General features: G+C 56.8%; 4 protein-coding genes. 1 reads left to right on the top strand and 3 read right to left on the bottom strand.

Features of this window, described 5'->3' with window-relative positions:
* Positions 1-34: 34 nt before the first annotated feature.
* Together B2T33_RS18310 and B2T33_RS18305 are read right to left on the bottom strand one after the other, a co-directional pair.
* Positions 35-187 (bottom strand): hypothetical protein, encoded by a 153-nt coding sequence (locus B2T33_RS18310; protein ID WP_157097701.1) that lies wholly within the window; start codon positions 185-187, stop codon positions 35-37.
* A 144-nt stretch (positions 188-331) separates the two neighbouring features.
* Complete coding sequence (locus B2T33_RS18305) at positions 332-481, bottom strand: hypothetical protein (protein ID WP_157097702.1); 150 nt, start codon at positions 479-481, stop codon at positions 332-334.
* Positions 482-684: 203 nt separating this feature from the next.
* Here B2T33_RS18305 and B2T33_RS18300 point away from each other — a divergent pair, with 203 nt between their 5' ends.
* Complete coding sequence (locus B2T33_RS18300; protein WP_286792822.1) at positions 685-1,683, top strand: tRNA dihydrouridine synthase; 999 nt, start codon at positions 685-687, stop codon at positions 1,681-1,683.
* Positions 1,684-1,770: 87 nt separating this feature from the next.
* Here B2T33_RS18300 and B2T33_RS18295 read toward each other — a convergent pair whose 3' ends face one another.
* Positions 1,771-23,664: a M10 family metallopeptidase C-terminal domain-containing protein gene (locus B2T33_RS18295; RefSeq protein WP_286792821.1), complete on the bottom strand. Its 21,894-nt coding sequence runs from the start codon at positions 23,662-23,664 to the stop codon at positions 1,771-1,773.
* Between the last annotated feature and the right edge of the window lie 2 nt (positions 23,665-23,666).

Here is a 23,666-nt window from a genome sequence, read left to right as displayed (position 1 = left end):
GCGCGGCCTCTTAAACCATTTCGCTGTGGCTGGCTTACTTGTTTTCAGCCGCTTTCAGCTTTTCTTTCAGGATTTTGAGCTTCTCGACCGCATCGTTGATTTCCTGATCAAGATGCTTGAGGCCTTCGCGCTTTTCGGTCGGCACGGACTCGAGCTCATCCAGGGCTTTTTCTACGATATACAGCATCCTGCAATCCTCCTTGTTTTGCTATCGGCGACGTCACTGCGGCACCGTGGGCACCGGCAACATTCAGGCTGGTTAACATAACACCCAGCATGGACCAACCGATGTGTCGTTTCAAAGACATGGATCAAGAATGATCCAAAACTATCAACCGGCTGTCTGTTCAAGACGTTCCTGAAGGACCCGGATGCTTTCGGAGGTTGATTGCAAAACCTGTTCAAGGCCGGAGAGTTTTTCACGGGCTTCGCGCGAGACCGCTTCGACTTCATCAAGCGCGCTTTCAAAGATATAGAGCATGAAGTTGCCCTTTCATTGTTGTTTTTGATGGTTCAAAGCTAGCCGCCAATTTCGCTGAAACCGTGTCAGCAATGCGCTATTTCTGCCGTATTTCACCAAGGGTCCTCGCAGGACGGCAAGGCTGATCTGTGATTTTTCACCGACAGGTTTGGACGGTTTGTGGTAAAACCCGCCAACTGATTTTCTGAAACTGGGTAAACCCGATGACGCACTTGGTGCTGGCACCGATGGAAGGACTTGTTGACTGGCGGGTTCGGCAATTGCTGAGTGCTGCCGGCGGGTTCGACCTGTGCGTGACCGAGTTTATCCGTGTGTCGCAGAACCTGTTTCCGGCACATGTGTTTCATCGCTATTGCCCGGAACTTTTGAACGGTGGCAAGACCCTTTCGGGTGTGCCGGTTCTGGTTCAACTAATGGGCCATGACCCGGAACTGATGGGCGAAAACGCGGTTGTCGCGGTTGAGCTTGGCGCGCCGGGCATTGATATCAATTTCGGCTGCCCGTCCAAGACCGTGAACAAGCGCGAAGCCGGTGCGTCGCTTTTGAAATGTCCTGAAAACCTTTATGAAATCGTTTCGGCCGTGCGCCGTGCGGTGCCGGATCACATCCCGGTCAGTGCCAAGGTCCGGCTTGGCTATTCCGACAAGGAAATGTTCCTTGATATTGCGCGTGCGGTTGAGGCCGGCGGCGCGCAGCACCTGACTGTGCATGCGCGTACCAAGATGGAAGGCTACAAACCGCCGGCGCATTGGGAATATCTTGCGCGCATTCGCGAAGCCATTTCCATTGGCATGACCGGCAATGGCGAGATTTGGGATGTCGCGGATTATCAGAAATGCCGCGATATATCGGGCTGCGACAGCTTTATGATCGGCAGGGGCGCCATTGCCGCCCCTGACCTTGCCAACCGGATCAAGGCATTTGAAGGCGGATCACACCTGCCCAAGGAAAGCTGGGCGGATGTTCTGTCCATGTTGCTGGCCTATTGCGATCTGATGGCGTCAGATGGTGCGTCGGAAAATCATCAGGCCGGGCGTATCAAACAATGGATGGCCCTGATCCGCAAAAGCCACACCCAGGGTGAAGCCTGTTTTGACGAGATCAAACGTATCCGTTCTATTGACGAACTGCGCGCCAAGCTGCAACACGATATGGCCTTGCCGGAAAATCAACGGACAAGTGACCTTATTGCTGCGGAGTAGCCGGTCAGTCTAGCCAGATATCCAAAAATAAAAACGGGCGGTCATCACGACCGCCCGTTTTTATTCGATCAGACTTTTGATCCTTGATCAGTTGCCAAAGCCGAAGTCATCGGCATCCAAATCATCCGGATCATTGACGCCCATCAGCGTGACAGAGGCATCGTTGCCCAGTTCAATGACGACATTGCCATCGGTATCGAGATGCATGTCATTCAGGACCTGGTTGAAGTTGTTGTAGTTCCATTCCGACAGATCGATGATGTCTTCGCCCGGCGTGAAGTCGGTAATGATGTCATGCCCATCGGCTTTGCCGATCTGGAAGGTATCCCAGCCAGTCCCGCCGGTCAGGGTGTCATCACCGGCGCTGCCATAAAGATGGTCATCGCCCGAGCCACCCAGCAACAGGTCATCACCGGCATTGCCCCAAAGCGTATCGTTACCGGCACCGCCATCAAGGGTGACATCGCCATAGCTTTCGGTGTCGCTGGTCAGATCAATGATGTCGTTACCGTCACCGGCCTCGATCACTTCGATGCCGCTGATGCGGACATTGGCATCGCCGTCGCTGACGTCATCATCGAGGAACAGGGCGTCATTGCCGCTGGTCATTTTCAGGGTGTCGATACCCTCGCCACCAGTGAAGACATCGTTCGACTGGTTATAGCCACCCAGATTGACGGTCTCGCCAGTGCCAGTGTCACCACCCTCGTTATGGCCCCAGCCATTGCCATGGAAATGGTGATGACCCCAGCCACTGTCATTCTGATGACCATCTTCGCCCGGCGAACCATTGTTGACGGCGTACCAGTTGTTATCCCAAACGCCATCGGCGTTGTATTGCAGGACATCATCGCCCGCACCGCCATTCAGAACATCCTGACCGGCACCGCCCGTGATCGTATCAGCGCCCGAACCACCCCACAGGGTGTCGTTGCCTGCACCGCCATCAATCACGTCGTCGCCAGCGTTGCTCCAGACGATGTCATCACCGGTGCCACCAAGAATGGTGACATCACCATAAGACAGCGTATCACTGGTCAGATCGATGATGTCATCGCCGTTACCGGCATCAATGACTTCGATATTGGAGATCCGCGGGCTGGTGCCCGGATCGGTCAGGCGATCTTCAAGGAACAGGGCGTCGTTGCCGCTGGTCATTGCCAGGGTATCGGTGCCCGAACCGCCATCAATGATGTCTTCGGAACGATTATAGCCCGAAAGATTGATCTGTTCGTTGGTGCCATCCATGCCCGGATCGCCAACGTTTTTGGCAGCATAACTGCCGGTCCAGCTCGCATCCTTCTGGTATTCGATGTAATCGTCGCCAGCACCGGCATCGATCAGGTCCGAACCGCGGCCACCATTGATGCTGTCATTGCCATCGCCACCCCAGATGGTGTCATCCCCGTCGTCACCGCCAAGGATGTCATTGCCATCAAGGCCCGACAGCAGGTTCGCGCCATCGTCACCGAACAGATAGTCGTTGAAGTTCGAACCAATCAGGTCTTCGATCGAGCTTAGCTTGTCATTGCCTACGCTGCTGCTTGCGGTGCCGCTTTCAAGGTTTGCGGCAACTGCCGTGGTCGAGTTGGCATAGCTTGCAGTATCGCGACCGGCACCCCCGACAAGGCTGTCATGACCAGCACCACCCATCAGGGTGTCATTGCCGGCATCACCATAAAGCTTGTCGTCGCCATTGCCGCCTTCGATGGTGTCGTCACCATCACCGCCATAGAGACGGTCGTTGTTTTCGCCGCCATCAATCACGTCGTTGCCCGCACCACCCAGGATGCTGTCATCGCCGGTACCGCCATTGATGGTGTCATTGCCAGCTTCGCCATACAGCTTGTCCTGACCCTGACCACCGGTGATGGTATCAGCACCGTCGCCACCCCAGACGCGGTCATCACCCGATCCGCCATCAAGGGTATCGTCGCCGGTGCCGCCGGTAATGCTGTCCTGACCACTGCCACCTTCGATCAGGTCGTTGCCATCATCACCCGAAAGCGTGTCATCGCCGTCACCACCATACAGGCTGTCATTGCCTTCCATGCCACTGATGGTGTCCTGACCATTCAGGCCATAGACCGTGTCATCGCCGGCAAGGGCGGCAATCGTGTCATTGTTGCTGGTGCCATAAAGCAGATCATCATACGGCGTCGGGCCGGAGGCCTGTTCGACACCGACAAACATGTCCGCCTTAAGCTGGCTCATTGAGATGCCAACAAGTGTGAGCGTCCCCTGACCATTGAGATTGATCACGGTGTCGTTGCCGACCTGGGTCATCTGGCCTTGCAGATCACCCCAGTCATCAATGTCGAGCGACGTCAGATTGATTTTGTCTTCGTTGGTGTTGAAGTCGGTAACGACCTTATTGCCGGAATTGTTCGATACGATGATTTCGTCCGCACCCGCACCGCCGGTGTAGGTGTCATCACCCGCACCGCCATCAAGCGTATCATTGCCCGAACCACCCAGCAGGGTATCGGTGCCATCGGTTCCGGTCAGGGTGTCGTTGCCGGTACCCCCATCGAGAAGGTCATTGCCATTGCCACCCGACAGAACGTCATCGCCGTCACCACCGAGAAGCGTATCGTCACCATCACCGCCAAGCAGGGTATCGTTGCCGATGCCACCATCAAGGGTGTCATTGCCAGCATCCCCCGACAGCAGGTCATTGCCTGCGCCACCGGCGATGCTGTCATTGTCATCACCGCCATACAGAACGTCGTCGCCGCCTTCGCCATCAAGCGAATCATTACCGGCAGATCCGTAAATGGTGTCGGTTTCGTCGCCACCGGTGATGGTGTCGTCACCTTCCATACCGTCGATGTAATCATCGCCGCCGCCGCCATCCATGACGTCGTTCCCGGCATGACCGATCAGGGTATCGTCACCGGCATTGCCTTCGATGACGTCGTCGCCTTCGTTGCCTTCGAGGCTGTCATTACCCGACCCGCCGGAAATCACATCATTGCCGCTGCCGCCGGTGATGGTGTCATTCCCATCGCCACCCGAAAGCGTGTCGTTGCCTTCCATGCCATTCAGCGTGTCATTGCCAGCACCGCCATCGACGGTGTCATCACCGGCAAGCGCATCGATATAATCATCCTCGCTGGTGCCCAGCAGGACATCATCAAACTGGGTCGGGCCACCATCATTTTCGATACCGACAAACATGTCGGATGAAACGTCATTCAGGCGGACACCACGCAGCGTGACAGAGCCCTGATCGCCAAGATCAATGACCGTGTTGCCATTCACTTCGGACAGAAGCGGGGCCAGGTCAGACCAGGTGCTGATATCAAGCGCATCGAGCGAGATTTGATCAACGCTGGTGTTGAAGTCCATGACGACCTTGTCACCGATCAGGCTGGTGACCTGAACAACGTCGGCACCCGAACCGGTATGGATGACGTCATCACCGGCGCCACCATCGATGGTATCGTTGCCCTGATCGCCATAAAGCGTGTCGTTGCCCGCACCACCGTCAAGGTAGTCGTCGCCACGTTCGCCATGCAGCGTATCGTTGCCTTCGCCACCGATCAGGGTATCGGCACCATCGCCGGTCCAGATGACGTCGTTGCCCGCACCACCATCGACGGTGTCTTCGCTGATGTCGGCTTCGACATTGTCAAACGTGTCATTGCCCGCACCCAGATCAACTTCGTTGTTCTGGCTGTTGCCGTAGACATAGTCGTCATGAGCGGATGCGATGACTTTTTCGAAGTTTGCAAGGATGTCACCAACCGCATCGCCGCCAAAGGCACGCCCGCCCTCACCCGGATTATGGGTATGGGCATCGGTGTCACCGAGGAAGATTTCAACGCCTTCGCCGGATCCTTCGTAACTGATGGTGTCGCGGCCATCACCACCATCAAGATAGTCGCCACCAGCACCACCTTCGATGGTGTCATCACCGGCACCACCGAGCAGCGTGTTGGCACCACTTGATCCGGTCAGGACATCTTCGCCGTCCGAACCGATGACGTTTTCGATGTTGCTGATCGCATCCGTCCCGGTTTCAGCCGACGTCGCAGTACCAGCCGACAGATCCACCGTCGCACCGTTGGCAGCCGACATATCAAGCGTATCTTCGCCGGCGCCACCATCAAGGGTGTCGTCGCCTGCCGCTGCCATCAGGGTATCGTCACCGGCACCGGCATCGACCACGTCGTTGCCCGCGCCATCATCAATGACGTCTGCACCATTACCAGCAGCAATCGTGTTGTTGGCCGCATCACCGGTAATGGTGTCTGCCGCGGCACTGCCGATCACATTTTCAAAGCCGGAAATGGTGTCATTGCCGGTTTCAGCACTGCTTGCCGTACCGGCCGCAAGATCAACCGTCGCACCGCTGGTGGCATCACTGAGGTCAAGGGTGTCGTCACCTTCGCCACCGGCAAGGGTGTCATCACCTGCACCTGCCATGACGGTATCGTTGCCCGCACCACCATCGACGATATCGGCACCTGCACCGGCAGTGATCACGTCGCTGCCTTCACCGCCACTAATGGTGTCATTGCCTTCACCGCCATCAAGGATGTCGTTACCGGCACCACCTTCAAGCAGGTCATCACCCGCACGACCCGAAAGGGTATCGTTGCCCAGCCCGCCGGTCAGGGTGTTGTTATCGTCCGAACCGGAAAGCCTGTCATTGCCGTTCGAACCAATGAGGTTTTCGATGCTGGAAAGCTTGTCGGTTTCGGTTGTGCCGACCTTGGCCGTACCGGTCGCAAGATCGGCATTTACCGGGTTGCTTGCGTTGCTGTAATCGGCGGTATCATTGCCGTCGCCACCAACAAGGGTGTCGTTGCCAGCACCGCCCGAAAGCGTATCGTCACCGGCACCACCATCAAGAATGTTGGATTTCGCATCACCAGCGATTGTGTCGTCATGATCCGAGCCGACGACGTTTTCGACATGATAGATCGCGTCATTGCCGGCACCACCGGTTGCGGTGTAGTTCGCCAGATCAACATCAACAGCCGACGTCGCATCGTCATACATGACGACGTCTTCATCCGCACCACCGACAATGATGTCATTGCCCGCACCACCGCGCAGGGTATCGTCGCCGATACCACCCTGCAGCGTGTCATCGCCAACACCACCATCGATGATGTCGTCGCCATAGCTGCCATCAAGGTAATCGTTACCCGCACCGCCATCCAGATTGTCATGGCCAAGTTCGCCATTGATGGTGTCGTCACCCGCATTGCCCCAAAGGGTATCGTTACCCGCACCACCATTGATGGTGACATCGCCGTACGAAATGGTGTCGCTGGTCAGATCGACCACGTCATCGCCAGAACCGGCATTGATGACCTCAACCCCGTCAAGGCGTGCGCCATCGGTCGTGGTTTCATCAACGGTCGTCTCAAAACTGATCGAACGAACAAAGAAGTCACTGCTGTCCGAACCTGTTGAGCCATTGGCGTAGGGCTCGCTTTCAAACGCGATATAGCGGAATTCGACCGCATTGCCGCTGCCATCGGTGGCGTTGATGGTTGCCGTGCCGACACCATTGCTGGTGTAATCGATCGTGCTGTCATCAAGCGTGCCCGAAGCGACAAGGTTGCCGTCAGCATCAAAAGCCTTCCATGACCCGATCTCGCCGCCGCCTTCACCGGCCATCAGGTTGGAAACCTGAACCGTGGCGGTCGAGGCATCTGCACCAAGATCGACAACGATGGCTTCGCTTTCGCCGGACTGGGCATCGTGGTTGATCTGACCACCAGCGATACCGCCGCCGTCATTACCGATGCCATTGCCATCAAAGTTGACCGCGTCATCCGCCGCCGCAAGGTTCAGTTTGCCATCGCCATCGACATAGGAAGTACCAAAGTCAAAGGCATAGAGATTGGCATCAGACCAAGCCGCCTCGACATCCGCAGAGCTCGCCGATTCTGTCAGGCCAAGGGTGCGGGTTTCGGTCGTCGACGTGGTGGTCTGACCATCACCCAGTTTGGAACCATCAAGCACCAGTGCATCACTGCCATCGGTCATATCAAGGGTGTCATTACCCTCGCCACCAATGAAGGTATCATCAGAGATATTCTTGCCGCTGATATCGGCAATATCGCCGGTGCCATCAACACCCGGGCTGCCGGTGTTTTCGGTGGTATCACCGCTGGTGGCTGTTCCGTCGGCTTCGAAGTTCAGAACGTCGTCACCAGCCCCGCCGTCAAGGGTATCGTCACCAGCGCCGCCGCTGAGTTCGTCGTTATCGGCACTACCAGTTAAGGCGTCGTCGCCTTCACCACCGGTCAGGGTATCGTTGCCAGCACCACCATCGAGGCTGTCATTGCCTGTGCCACCGTCCAGGGTGTCGGCACCGTCATTGCCAAGCAAGGTGTCATCACCCGCACCACCCGTAACCGTATCGTCACCGGCAAGGGCATCGATGGTGTCATCATCATCGGTCCCTTGCAGGGTATCATCGTACGGGGTCGCGCCATCAGTGATGTTGTTGAAATCATCAGCACTCAGGTCGCTGAGAGCAACATTGACGAAGGTCACCGTACCGCCAGCCGGCAGGTTCAGGACTGCGTTACCGTCGCCGTTCTCACTTAGCAGCGGAACCAGATCACCCCAGCTTTCGAGGCCAAGATCATCAATCGAGATTTTGTCTTCGCCAGGAGTGAAGTCGCTTACGACATCATCATCGGTGCCATCGGCAAAGATGAAGGTATCCGCACCGGCACCACCGGCAACCGTGTCATCACCAGCACCGCCATCAATGGTGTCGTCACCGGCACCTGCATTGATGACGTTATCTCCGTTCGATCCGGTAATCTGGTCGTCGCCAGCACCGGTCGTGACATTTTCGAAGTTCGAGAACTGATCATTGCCGGTTTCAGCCGAGCTCGCCGTACCCGCACCAAGATCAACAACAGCACCACCCGTTGCGTTCGACATATTCAGGGTGTCAGTGCCGTCGCCACCATCAAGGCTGTCATTGCCTGCACCGGCGATGACCGTATCATCACCGGAACCGGCCAGAACAAGGTCGCTGCCCGCGCCATCGGAAATGACGTCGTTGCCCGCACCACCATCAATCAGATCGATGCCATCGCCACCATCAATGGTATCGGCACCGGCACCAGACGAAATGGTGTCGTCGGCGCTACTTCCCGTGATGGTGTCATCACCGGCACCCGTAACGACATTTTCAAAGCCGGAAATAACATCAGCACCGGTTTCGCTGCCGTTGGCTGTGCCATCCTGCAGATTGACCGCGACATCCGCGTCGACATCGGACATATCGAGCGTGTCAAAGCCGTCACCCCCCGAAAGGGTATCGTTGCCAGCACTGCCGACCACTGTGTCATTGCCCGCACCGGCATCAACGATGTCATTTCCTGCACCGGCATTGATGTGGTCATTGCCATCACCGGCGCTGATGCTGTCATTGCCTTCGTTGGTCCAGACGGTGTCGTCACCCGTTCCGGCATCAACCGATACATCGCCATAGGATTCCGTCTGGCTGGTCAGATCGACAACATCGTCGCCGGCTCCTGTGTCGATGACTTCGACGCCAGAAATCGACGGTGCGTTCGATCCATCGGCATGATCATTATCAAGAATGATGGCATCACCGGCCGACGTGCCGACAAGGGTATCAACACCTTCGCCTCCATCGAACTGATCATCGCTCAGACCAAGGCCTTCAAGGTCGGCAACATCGCCGGTGCCATCAACACCCGGGCTACCGGCATGGTCGGTTTCATCGCCGGCCTGACCGATACGGTCGGCTTCGAACTGAAGAACGTCGTTACCGTCGCCACCATCAAGGGTGTCGGTTCCTTCGCCACCGCCAAGCGTATCGTTGCCACCACCGCCAATGACGGTGTCATCGCCCGAACCACCACCGACAGTGTCATCACCATCGCCGCCGTCAACGGTATCGTTCCCATCGCCACCATCGACTGTGTCATTCCCGGCACCGCCGCCGACAGAGTCATTACCACTGCCACCGCCAACGGAGTCATTGCCGTCGCCACCATCAACGGTATCGTCGCCGTCACCACCATCGACCGTGTCATCACCGCCGCCGCCGCCAACAGAATCATTGCCGCTACCGCCACCGACGGAGTCATCACCGTCACCACCGTCAACGGTATCGTTGCCATCGCCACCATCGACGCTGTCATTGCCGCCGCCGCCATCAACCGAATCATCGCCGTCGCCACCGCCAAGGGTGTCTTCACCCGGCGTGCCGACATTGTCGATACCCGTGAAGTGATCCGGGGTCAGATCGCCCACAGCCACACCGGACAGGGTCACCGTACCGCCAGCTGGCAGGGTAATAACCGCACCGTCAGGGCCGTCAGACAGCAAGGGTTGCAGATCGGTCCAAGCCGAAATGCCCAGATCCGGCAGCGAAATCGTATCCGACGTCAGATCGAAATCAGTGACAAGGTCGGTGTCCGTGCCGTCTTCGAAGACAAACGTATCCGCACCGTCACCACCCGAAAGCGTGTCGTCACCAGCACTACCATCAAGGGTGTCGTTGCCAGCACCACCGTCAATCACGTTGGCATCGTCCGAACCGGTAATGACGTCAGCGCTATCCGAGCCGGTGACATTTTCGAAGTTCGCAATGGTGTCCGATCCGGTGTTGGCACCACTTGCCGTACCGGCCGCCAGATCAACCGTCACACCACCCGTGGTGCCAGACAGATCAAGGGTATCAATACCGTCGCCGCCATCGATGTCGTCATTGCCGCCATCAAGGGAAACGGTGTCATTGCCCGCACCGGCATCAATCGTGTTGTTGCCAGACGATCCGGTAATGGTGTCATCACCATCGGTCGCGATGACATTTTCGAAGCCCGAAATGCTGTCGCTGCCGGTTTCACCGCTGCTTGCGGTGCCTGCGCCAAGATCAATGGTCGCGCCATTGGCATCCGACAAATCAAGGGTATCGTCGCCGTCGCCGCCCAGCAGGACGTCATCGCCAGCACCGGCTTTAATGGTGTCATTACCAACACCACCGTCAATGGTGTCAGAACCTTCGCCGCCATCCAGGACGTCGTCACCCGCACCACCATCAAGGGTGTCGTTGCCGGCACCGCCATTGATGTTATCAGCACCCTCGCCGCCCAACAGGACGTCATTACCATCATTTGCCCAGATGGTGTCATCGCCCGCACCGCCATCGACCGTGACATCGCCATAGGAATGAGTGTTGCTGGTCAGATCGACAACGTCATTGCCTTCGCCAGCATCGATGTTTTCGATATCAACGATGGACGGGTTGGCCGCACCGTTCTCATGATCGCGATCAAGGATGATCGCATCATCACCGGAACCGGCAACCAGCGTGTCATTGCCTTCGCCACCAACGAAGCTGTCATCAGACAGGTTCTTGCCAGAGATATCGGCAACTTCACCAGTCCCATCGGTGGTCGGGCTCCCGACATGGTCGGTGGTGTCGCCTTCTGCGGCAACATTGTCACCTTCAAACGACAGGACGTCATCACCGGCACCGCCATCAATCAGGTCGGCACCTTCGCCACCGGCAAGCGTATCATTGCCCGCATCGCCCGAAAGCGTGTCGTTACCAGCACCACCGGCAAGCATGTTGTCGCCCGTCGAACCGGTCAGGGTGTCATCACCCGCGCCACCGGTCGCACCTTCGATACCATCGAGGGTATCGGTGCCATCGGTCGTCGTGCCCGTGCCGTTTTCAAGATCGACAACCACATCATCGGTCTGGTCGGAATAATCGACGATATCGTCGCCGTCGCCGCCGATCAGGGTGTCGTTACCCGCACCGCCCGAAAGCGTGTCATTGCCTGCGCCACCATCAATGACGTTGTCGAACTCGTTACCCGCCAACGTGTCATCATGGTCGGAGCCAATTAGAGTCTCGAAACCATCAATCGTGTCATTGCCTGCACCACCGGTTGCAGTACCGGCACCAAGGTCGACATTCACGCCACTGTCTGCGTCTTCGTAGGACAGGACATCTTCGCCCTCGCCGCCGATCAGCGTGTCATCTCCGCCCTTGCCAAAGACCGTGTCATTGCCTGCGCCACCGTCCAGAATGTTGGCGTTTTCATCACCGATCAGAACATCATCGCCATTACCGCCGGTGACGTTTTCGATGCTTTCAAGGGTATCGTTGCCAGCCTCACCCGTCGCTGTGCCTGCACCCAGGTCAACGGTGACGCCTTCGGTCGTGTCGGAATAATCGGCGGTATCACTGCCATCGCCACCACGCAGGGTATCGTCACCTGCGCCACCGATCAGCGTGTCATTGCCTTCGTCACCATAGATATCATCGTCACCGGCCTGACCGTCGACGATGTCATCGCTTTCAAGGGCATGGATTTCGTCACTGATCTGGCTGCCGGTGATGTCATCTTCGAACTCGGTGCCAAAGATGGCGTCATAGCCAAAGAAGTTTTTCTGACCAAGATCATCGACCGAGACACCTTCAAGCGTGATGCTGTCGCCATCACCAAGGGTGATGACGGCATTGCCGTTTTCATCATCGGACATCTGGTCACGAAGGGTGGCATAATCCTCGATGCCGTAAGCCGACAGATCAATGATGTCTTTTTCGACGTCAAAGTCGGTCACGGTGTCATTGCCGCTGCCCGGCTCGAGCACGATCAGGTCTTCGCCTTCGCCGGTGATCAGGACGTCATCACCCGCACCGCCAACAAGGGTATCGTCGCCCGAACCACCATCAAGGGTGTTGACCCCGTCGCTGCCGATCAGGGTATCGGTGTAATCGGTCCCGATGACGCGTTCGAAATTCCGAACGATATCGTCCCCGCCGCCACCGGTCGCATATTCCTTGATCAGATCGACTGTGACACCCGCATCGACATTGGAATAGTCAACGGTGTCGATATCATTTTCGCCGTTGCCACCATCAAGGATGTCATCCCCGGCATCGCCATAGACCCAGTCGCTGCCAGCGCCGCCTTCGACAATATCGTCGCCTTCGCCACCGCTGATGGTGTCGTTGCCAGCTTCACCCAGAAGGATGTCGCCACCGGTGCCACCGTTGATGATGTCGTCGCCGGAACCGCCGCTGATTTCGTCGATGCCTTCGCCGCCATCAATAACGTCGTTCCCGGCGCCAGCATTAATCGCGTCGCCACCGGCACCGCCGGAAATGGTGTTGTTGCTCTCGTCACCGGCAATCTTGTCGTTAAAGTCGGAGCCAACGACATCTTCGATATCGATCAGCGTATCATTGCCCTGACCGGTTGCGGTGCCCGCGGCCAGATCAACATCAACGCCCTGATCGGCACTGCTGTAATCGGCGGTATCGGAACCTTCGCCACCGTCAAGCACGTCATCACCAGCACCTCCGACAAAGGTGTCATCCCCGGCAAGGCCGGTCAGGGTATTGTTTTCATCATTACCGGACAAAGTATCGTCAAACAGGGTACCGGTGACGTTTTCGATGCCTTCAAGGACGTCATCACCATCACCACCGGTAACGGTTCCCGCCTCAAGGTCGGCATTGATACCTGCGCCTTCGGTCGAGTAATCGGCGGTATCATTACCGTCACCACCACGCAGCACATCCGATCCGGCATTGCCGACCAGCGTATCATCACCGATACCACCATCGACGGTATCGTTGCCTTCGCCACCGATCAGGCGGTCATTCCCGGCACCACCATCAATCGTGTCGTCGCCTTCAAGGGCGTTGATGATGTCATCGCCACTGCCGCCGATCATTTCATCGGCGTTTTCTGAACCAAGCTGAACTTCAACACCGATGAAGTTATCGGCAGTCAGCTCTGACGGGGTGACGCCTTGCAGGGTGATGGTATCGCCGCTGTCAAACGTGATGGTCAGATCACCATTGGCGTCCGTGCCAAACATTTTCTCAAGCGCACCATAACCGGCAATATTGAAGCTGGTCAGGTCAATAGTATCGACGAGCGGATTGAAATCGGTAACAGTATCCTGTCCGTCGCCCGGATTGAAGATCACCTGATCCGAACCGCTTCCAAGTGTCAGCGTGTCATCACCCGCACCGGCATCAAAGATGTCATCCCCTGCACCACCGATAAAGGTATCGCTCTGTGCGCCACCGATGAAGGTGTCGCTGAACTCGGAACCACGGATTGCCTCGATGCCTTCAAGGGTATCGGTACCGGTTGCTGTGCCGGATACGGTATTGTTGCTGGTATCAACTGTGACGGCAGCCTCGGAGTCGACATAGCTTGCAGTATCAAAGCCTTCGCCACCAATCAGGCGGTCATCACCGGCACCCGACAGCAATGTGTCGTTGCCTGCGCCACCATCAAGCGTATCGCTGCCAGCACCACCTGAAATGATGTCATTGCCCGCGCCACCTTCGACAAGGTCATCGCCGCCGCCAGACGAAATAACATCGTTACCTTCGCCGCCAGAAATAGTATCAGCGCCGTCGCCGGTATTGATGGTGTCATTACCCGCACCGCCATCGACGACATCAGCGCCCTCGCCGGTGGTGATGACGTCACTACCATCGCCGGCATTGACAGTGTTGTCGCCGTCACCTGCATTGATAACGTTGCCATTGTCGTCGCCAGTGATCAGGTCATCGCCGTCGCCGGTCGTGACATTTTCAATATTGGTAAAGGTGTCGGTATCAATGCCATTGGTGGCTGTGCCGTCGGTGAAATCAACGGTCTGGTCGCCGGAGAGATCACTCAGATCAAGTGTATCGTTCCCTGCACCACCGTCGATGGTGTCGCTACCAACACCGCCGCGCAGCGCATCATTGCCAGCACCGCCCAGAAGGACGTCATCGCCTGCACGACCATCAAGGATGTCATTGCCCGCTTCACCAGACAGTGTGTTTCGTTCCCCATCCCCACGAAGGGTATCCGCGCCAACGCTACCAGTGATGTTTTCAAAGTTCGAAATCGTATCACTGGTGCTGGTTGCGCCCGTCTGAAGATCAACTGAAACACCTGACTCACCGGTAAACGAGAGGGTATCTTCGCCCTCGCCTCCGTCAAGCGTATCGTTACCCGCACCGCCGGAAATAGTATCGTTGCCAGCGCCACCTTCGACAACGTCATTCCCGGCACCACCGGTGATGCTGTCATCGCCGTCGCCGGCAAGAATGGTGTCGTTGTTGCCACCACCGGTGATGACGTCATCATGGTCAGATGCAATGATCTGTTCGATGCCACCAAAGGTGTCGGTACCGGTATCTTCACCGGTTGCCGTGTTGGTGCCCAGATTGATATTCAGGCCGGACGCAGCATCCGAGTAATCAAGCGTATCGGCACCCGAACCACCAATATAAGTGTCATCGCCAAGTTCACCGACGAAGCTGTCATCGCCTGCGCCGCCATCAAGGATGTCGTCTCCAGCACCGCCGATCAGCATGTCGTTACCGGCACCGCCATTGATCACGTTATCGGCTTCGTCGCCCGTGATGGTGTCATTAAATTCTGTACCGGTGACGTTTTCGAAACCGGAAATCGTGTCATTGCCATCTGCGCCGGTCGCAGTTCCAGCAGACAGATCAATGTTCTGCGCCCCGGTTGCCTCGGAATAATCAAGGGTATCGGTCCCTTCACCACCCGACAGGGTGTCATCACCCGAGCCACCGGAAATCACGTCATTGCCAGCGCGACCTTCAATCGTGTCATTACCCGCCCCACCCGACAGGGTGTTTGCCGCATCCGAACCACCGATGCTGTCATTGGCATCCGAGCCAATCACGTCTTCGATGTTGCTCAGCAGATCGGTACCGTCAGATTTGGCGGCCGAACCGGCTTCAAGGTCAACATCAACGCCGGTTTCGCTGTTGCTGTAATCAATTACGTCCTGACCGGCGCCACCATCGATCACGTCATCACCGGCACTGCCGTTGATAATGTCGTTCCCGCCGCCAGTCAAAATGGTGTTATCACTATCCGAACCGGTAATAACGTCGTTCCGGTTCGAACCGATTACATTTTCAACATTAAGAACCGTATCACCAGTGTCTTCGTCGGTTTTACCCGTCGCAAGGTCGAGGGTTATCCCCTGCTCTGCACCGGAGTAATCAACCGTATCAATCCCGTCACCACCATCAATCAGGTCTTTGCCAAGGCCACCGATCAGGGTGTCGTCACCGACACCACCAAGAAGGGTGTCGTTACCTTTGCCACCTGACAGAATGTCATCACCCCCCTCACCGGACAGGACGTTGTTCCCCTGATCACCCGTGATGGTGTCATCAAAATCAGAGCCGCTGAGATTTTCGATACCCGAAAGCGTATCATTGCCAAGCCCGGTTACAGTGCCCGCGCCCAGATCGGCCGTAATACCGCCGGTCGCATTACCGTAATCAACGCCATCAACCCCGGTACCACCGCGCAGCACATCATCGCCGCCACTTGCGATCAGGGAGTCATTGCCTGCGCCAGCATCAATCGTGTTGGCACCAGCATCGCCAATCAGAATATCGTCGTGGGCCGAACCGGTGACGTTTTCGATGCTTTCAAGCGTGTCTTCACCCGCCGCACCACTTGCCGTTTGTGCAGCAAGGTCAACAGTAACCCCGCCCTCGGCATTGGTGTAACTTGCGGTATCTTTGCCCGCACCGCCCGACAGGGTGTCATCCCCGCCCAGTCCTTCAAGGATGTCGTCACCTTCGCCGCCTGCGAGGATGTTATCGACATCAGAACCAATCAGGACATCATTGCCCGCACCGGCAACGATGTTTTCGACATTCCGAATCTGATCATTGCCACTTTGTGCCGTGGCCGTCCCGGCGTTGAGATTGACATTGATACCAGCAGTTTCGTCGGAATAATCAACTGTATCGACGCCTGTGCCACCATCCAGGATATCATCACCTTGACCGCCAATCAGGGTGTCGTCGCCAGCACCGCCAAAGATGCTGTCATCGCCTTGAACACCATCAATGATGTCGTTGCCATCAAGACCCGACATCGTGTCCCGACCATCGGTCCCCGACATGGTGTCATCACCAGACGTTCCGACAATGTCACGCACCCCGATGAAGTTGTCTGCGGTGATATCTTCAAGGCTGACACCTTCAAGCACCATCGATGTGCCTTCGCCGAAATCGATGACAAGGTCACCGTTTTCGTTTTCGGACATCATCTCGTAAAGCGCGCCGTAGGTATCAACACCAAGAGCACGAATATCAATCTGGTCCTCGCCAACGGCAAAGTCGGTGATGGTATCGGTTCCGGCATCCGGACCAACAACGTAAACATCCGCCCCCGTCCCACCGGTCAGGGTGTCATCACCCGCACCACCGGTGATGGTATCAGCACCGGCCCCGGCATTGATAACGTTGTTACCGTCATCGCCGGTGATGATATCGGCCTGGCCAGAACCGATGACATTTTCAACGCCACTAATGCTGTCAGTACCGCCGGCATTGCTCGCCGTTCCTGCCGACAGATCAACGTTGACCGCACCGCCATCCGCATAGGTTACAGTGTCGTCGCCATCGCCACCTTCGATGGTGTCACTGCCTGCGCCACCGATCAGAAGGTCGTCGCCGGCACCACCATCAAGGATGTCGTCACCAGAACCACCGGAAAGGATGTTGTTGGCATCGTCACCAATCAGGGTGTCGTCGTGATCTGAACCCAGAACACTCTCAATACTTTCAAGGGTATCGTCGCCAGCGGCACCACTTGCAGTCCCCTCGGAAAGATCAACGGTTACAGAGCCGTCGGCATCGCTGTAGTCAGCTGTATCTGTACCATTACCGCCGACAAGGGTGTCGTTGCCTAGGCCGCCGACGAGTAAGTCGTTGCCCGAACCGCCCAATACGGTGTCATTGCCTTCACCGCCTGAAAGCCTGTCATTGCCTGTCCCACCAAGCAATGCGTCATCACCGGCACCGCCGGAAATGGTGTCATTACCAGCACCGCCGGACAATGTGTTGGCACCATCATTTCCGATGATCGTGTCGTTCTGGTTTGAACCAAGAACATTTTCGATATCAATCAGTGTGTCTTCGTTCCCGAAACCGCCGATGCCAGCTTCGAGATTGACTGAAACGCCACCGCCGGCCGAATAGTCAACAGTATCTTCGCCGTCACCACCGTCGATGACATCCCGACCCAAGCCGCCGGAAATGGTGTCATCACCGCTGTTACCGAAAATTGTGTCGTCACCTGCACCGCCGGCAATCGTATCATTGCCCGCAAGGCCATCAATCACCTCGGCCGCCAAGGATCCTTGCAAAACATCATTGCCCTCGGTCGCGCCCAGGGTTTCAATGTCAATAAAGTTTTCCGCAGTCAGGTTTTCGGGTGAAACACCATTCAGGACGATAGTGCTGTCATTTATAGTAATGACTGCATTACCCGCATTGTCCGTACCGAGCATTTTCTTGAGTGCTTCAAAGTTCGGAACATTGAAGCCAGCAAGATCAATCTTGTCTTCTGCCGGATTGAAATCTGTGATGACGGACCGGCCAGTCTCGGCACCAAAGACAAAGGTATCAGCACCTTCACCGCCGGAAACAACATCGTTGCCGCCACCTGCAGTGATGGTGTCATCGCCAGCGCCACCTTCGATGACGTTACTAAACTGATCGCCAGTCAGCACATCATCGAAATCCGAGCCGACAATATTTTCGACAGAGCTTAGCGTGTCGTTGCCATCCGCACCCGATGCCGTGCCCACAGCAAGATCGACATTTACGCCACCGGATGCATCGGCATAGGTAACGGTATCGGAGCCAAGACCACCCGAAATCCGGTCATTGCCGGCGCCACCCGCAATTGTGTCGTTACCGGCACCGCCATTGAGCACATCATCGCCAGCACGACCATCAAGAACATCGTTACCTGCGCCCCCATCAAGCACGTTCGCAGAGTCATCGCCGGCCAGAGTGTCGTTAAAGGACGAGCCCGTGACATTTTCAAAGTTGGCAATTGTATCAGTGCCGTCAGACACAGTTGCCTGTCCGGTCGCAAGGTCGACAACAACACCACCGTCAGTACCCTGATAGCTCAGGGTATCGTTACCATCGCCACCATCAAGATCATCATTGCCGGCACCGCCATTGATCGCATCGTCACCCGTACCGCCGGTAATGGTGTCAGTGCCGGTTCCACCGGTTATGAAATCATTGCCAGCACCACCATCAATCGTATCGTTTCCGGCACCGCCGGAAACCACATCGTTGCCGTCTTTGGCGCTAATCACATCACTTCGGTCAGTACCAATCAGAACGTCCCTGTCCTCGGTACCTTCCAGCGAACGGATGCCCTTGAAGTTGGCATAGGTCAGGCTATCGGGATTAACACCTTCAAGGGTAATGACAGCATCGCCAACCGAAATCGTCGCATTGCCCGCCGCGTCTTCGCCGATAAAGTCGGCGACATCGGAGAACAGCTCAAGACCGTCAATACCCTGAATATCAATGACGTCGTTCACAGGATCGAAATCGGTGACGAGATCATTACCGCTGTCCGCGCGGACAACGAAGGTATCGGCACCCGATCCACCGGTCAGCGTATCGTCACCGCCGCGACCATCAATGGTATCGCTGCCCGCACCACCGAGGAAGATATCGTCACCACCGCTGCCCAGCATGGTGTCGCTGGCCGATGAACCCTCGATCTTCTCAAAACCGGAGATAACGTCGGTAAAGTCGTTTCCGGAAACCGTTCCAGCCTCGAGGTCAACCGTCACGGCCGACCCAGGACCTGTCACACCAGCGTTATAGCTTAGGGTATCGTTGCCATCGCCACCAATCAGGGTGTCATCACCGGCACTGCCAAAGACAGTATCGTCGCCAGCACCGGTATTAATGATGTTGTCGACAGCGTTGCCATAAACGATGTCGTTACCAGAACCTGACACAACGTTTTCAAAGCCCGAAAGGGTGTCATTGCCGTCACCGGTTGCCGTGCCGGTCGAGAGGTCAACCGTCACACCGCCATCAACGTCGGTATAATCAACAGTATCGTTCCCAGCACCACCAGACAGCACGTCATCACCGCCGCCACCGGAAATGGTGTCATCACCAGCCATACCCGAAAGCGTATTCGCGCCATCGTCACCGGAAATGACATCGTTGTTTGCAGACCCGGTAATATTTTCAATGTTGGAAAGCTGCGCTGTCCCGGAACCCATCGTGGCGGTGCCGTTCGCAAGATCGACATTCAGCCCGGACTCATTGCCAAAGGAAACCGTATCATTGCCATCGCCACCATCGATGGTGTCGTTACCGCCAACGCCGCGAATGACGTCATCCCCCGCGCCGGTCGAAATGACATTGGCGTCACTGGACGCAATGACAGTGTCATCGCCAGCACCAGTAATTACGTTCTCAACACTAACCAGTGTATCAGTTTCGCCGGTTTGGCCGTCACGCGCGGATCCATCCTCGAGATTAACTTCCTGACCGCTTTCGCGCGCACTCAGATCAAGTGTGTCACTGCCTTCACCGCCAATGAGGGTATCGTTGCCTTCTTCGCCAACGAACAGGTCGTCGCCGTCGCCGCCATCAAGGGTGTCATTGCCACCACGACCAACAAGCGTGTCATTACCCGCACCACCGCGCAAAACGTTGGCACCGTTATCGCCGTAAAGTTCGTCATCATAGGCTGAACCGGTCGCATTCTCGATACGATCAAGAATATCGTTGCCATCGGCACCCGTCGCCGTTCCTGCACCAAGGTCAACCTGAACACCGCCATTGGCGCCGGAATAGTCGACAGTATCAATACCTTCCTGACCGCGCAGGGTATCGTTGCCCGCACCGCCCGAAACCGTATCATCGCCATAACCGCCGGAAATGACATCGTCACCACCCCCACCGCTGAGCGTATCGTCGCCGCCATAACCATAAAGCGCGTCGTTGCCATCAGTGCCAGCACCGACGTCATTGTCTTCGGTTTCAAAAATACGACCGAAACCGCGGAAATCATCCGCACTTAGGCTGTCGCTGCTGACACCTTCAAGGGTGAGCGTGCCCTGATCCCCGAAATCGATAACGGTGTTGCCGTTGCCATCATCGGACATCATGGTTTGCAGGGTTGCAAAGTCCTGAATGCCGAGTTTGGAAAGATCTATAATGTCTTCCGAATCGGCAAAATCAGTGATCGTGTCATTGCCGAAATTCTCGGTCAGCTCAAAGTCGTCAGCACCCGAACCACCAGTCAGGGTGTCGTCCCCCGCACCACCAGTCAGCGTATCGATACCGGCACCGCCCTCAAGGATGTTGTCGGCATCATCCCCCGCAATGTGATCGTCAAAGTCGGAACCGACGACGTTTTCCACCATCTGAACGACGTCATTGCCCGCACCGCCCGTCGCGGTTTCGTTGGCAAGGTCAACCGTGACGGCACTGTCGGCATCGCTATAGCTTACAGTATCGACACCACTGCCACCCTGGATGTGATCATCGCCTTGGCCCCCACGCAGGAAGTCGTCACCGGATCCACCCGCCATAACATCATTGCCGGAGCCACCCACCAGAAGGTCGTTGCCAGCCCCACCCTGCAGTACGTCGTCGTCATCGCCACCAAACAGGCTGTCGCTGCCATCACCGCCTTGCAGGATGTCGTTGCCGCTTTCACCGCGCAGGACATCATTGCCCCCACCACCCTGCAAAAGGTCATTGCCAGCGCCGCCTTCAAGCGTGTCATCGCCGTCATTGCCCTGAAGGGTGTCATTTCCGCTATCCCCCCCGAGGGTATCTGGCTCGTCGTCGCCCTGAACGATGTCGGCCGCACCTGACGGATTATTGTCAAAGGCGTTGGAGTCGCCATCATCAGCATCGGTTACGTCGCCATCCGCTTCAGCGTCGGTGCCGCCGGTTGTTTCACCACCCGTTGCGTCCGCGCCCGAGGTTGCATCGCCAGAGGTTTCTTGTCCGGCGTCACCTTCGGGTGCTGCGCCTGCTTCGACGCCTTCGGTGGTATCACCCGATGTGGTTTCTTGGCCTAGGGTCTCATCGGAAGTTGAACCTGCATCAGACGCCTGATCGCCATCAGCGGCAACATCACCTGATCCTGCCTCGCCGGAGCCTTCTGCCGGTGTTTCGTCGCTGCCTTCGCCAGTGGTTTCAGAACCAGCTTGTGGCTCAGTCGTCTCAGCGCCGGATGTTTCACCGGTTGCTTCGTCTACCGGCTGCTCAGTACCTTCGCCCGCAGCATCACCGGAATCCGCACTGCCAGTATCGGTTGCACCACCTTCGGTATCGCCGGAACCCAGCGTATCTTCACCGCTGCCAGCAGAAGCACTGTCGGAACTAGTTTCTCCGCTGGTTTCGCCGCCAGATGTGTCTTCACCAGAGGTTTCGGTGCCCGCACCAGCTTCTGAACCTGCACCAGAACCCGTATCAGAACCGTCGACGACTTCACCGCCGTCAGAGCCTGAAGCTTCTTCTCCGCCGGTTGCGTCACCAGAATCGGAACCACCCGTGGAAGGTTCCGTCTCACCTGATGCGGTTTCGCCTGTCGTGCTTCCACCGTCCGTCGATCCGGAAGTTTCGCCCGAAGACGCACCGGTTTCGTTACCGGTCGCTTCGGAACCGGATGCAGCACCTGAACCGCCATCGGTTGGTGTTTCCGACGCGCTATCGCCGGTGCTGCCCGTTTCGTCTGTGCTTTCTGAACCGCCAGATGTGGCTTCGCCCGAGGTGGTATCTTCCTGTGCTTCAGAACTGCCCGTTGAACCGGTTTCCGTTACCGCATCGCCAGTCGTGGTTTCACCGGAACCGCTGGAATCACTGTCGGTCCCGCCATCACTCTGGGTGGTTTCTTCACTGCCGGATGCATCGGTCGCGCCATCACCGGAAGCCTCATTAGAAGCCCCGCCAGAGGTTTCACCAGAATCTGTCGAACCCGCTTCCCCGGTGCTGCCGGAACCAGTTTCCGTACCACCGGCTTCCGTACCGCCTGTGCCACTATCGCCTGTCGCATCACCGCTTGCGGCACCATCGGCTGCGGTACCGGTATCGCTTTGCGACGGCGTATCTTGCGCGTCATTTGTGCGACCAGCGCCGGACTCCAGATTGACTTCAACACCCTTATCAGACTGGCTGTAATCAAGGGTATTTTCGCCCGCGCCACCGTCAACAACGTCCGCACCGTCGCTTGCGGCAAAGGTGTCGTCACCATCACCACCCGACAGGCTGTTATTGCCGGAATCACCCGTCAGAACATCATTGCCCGATGTCCCACGGAGATTTTCAATATTTTCAAAGGACGTCCGATTGGCACCAGTGGCATCGGTCGAGGAACCTTGCGAAAGATCGGCGCGCACGCCGTCAGAAGCCCCGTCAAATGACAGGGTATCTTCGCCAGCACCGCCATCAATGCTATCAACGCCGCCGCCCGGCAAAATCACATCATCGCCATCCGAACCGATGATGATATCGTCGCCTGACCCACCTTCAATCACATTGGCTTCGCCATCGGTGGAGGCAGCATCCCCGCCCTCCGTCGCGACAGAAACTTCGTTGATCTGCGGGACATCCACCAGCGTCACATTGGCAAGATCTGCCTTCGACACGCCCTCGAAAATCACCTTGTCGCCGGTGGCAAACACGATGAAGGCATTGCCAGACGCATCTTCGCTGGCCAGCGCCATGAGCTCGCTGACACTGTCGACGCCAAGGTCGCCAAGTGCCAACACATCTTTGTCAATGTTGAAGTCGGTGATGGTGGTTTGCTCGAAACCACTTTGGAGCACGAAGGTATCGCGTCCTTCGCCGCCGGTAACAACATCCTCACCCTCGCCCGATTCGAAAATGTCGTCGCCTTCGCCGCCAATCAGGGTGTTGTCACCACCATCGCCCACCAGAACATCATCATAGGCAGTGCCGATCACGTTCTGGATGTTGGTGAAAACCTGCGTTGCAGCGGATTGTGAGTTGCCCTCGCCCGAAGAGCCTGCCCCAGAATCATTTTTGACCGCAGCAGAATCCCCTTCTGCGCGGTCATCAAGAACCTGATCAATATCGGTGTCGGTAATTCCAACACCGTCGTCTTGGTTGGCGGGCGAGACCAAAA

This window comes from Thalassospira sp. UBA4513, from assembly GCF_002388495.1.
Classification (GTDB): Bacteria; Pseudomonadota; Alphaproteobacteria; order Rhodospirillales; family Thalassospiraceae; genus Thalassospira; species Thalassospira tepidiphila.
The sequence above is the reverse complement of the archived record's forward strand: the minus strand, read 5'-3'. Positions and strand labels throughout refer to the sequence as shown.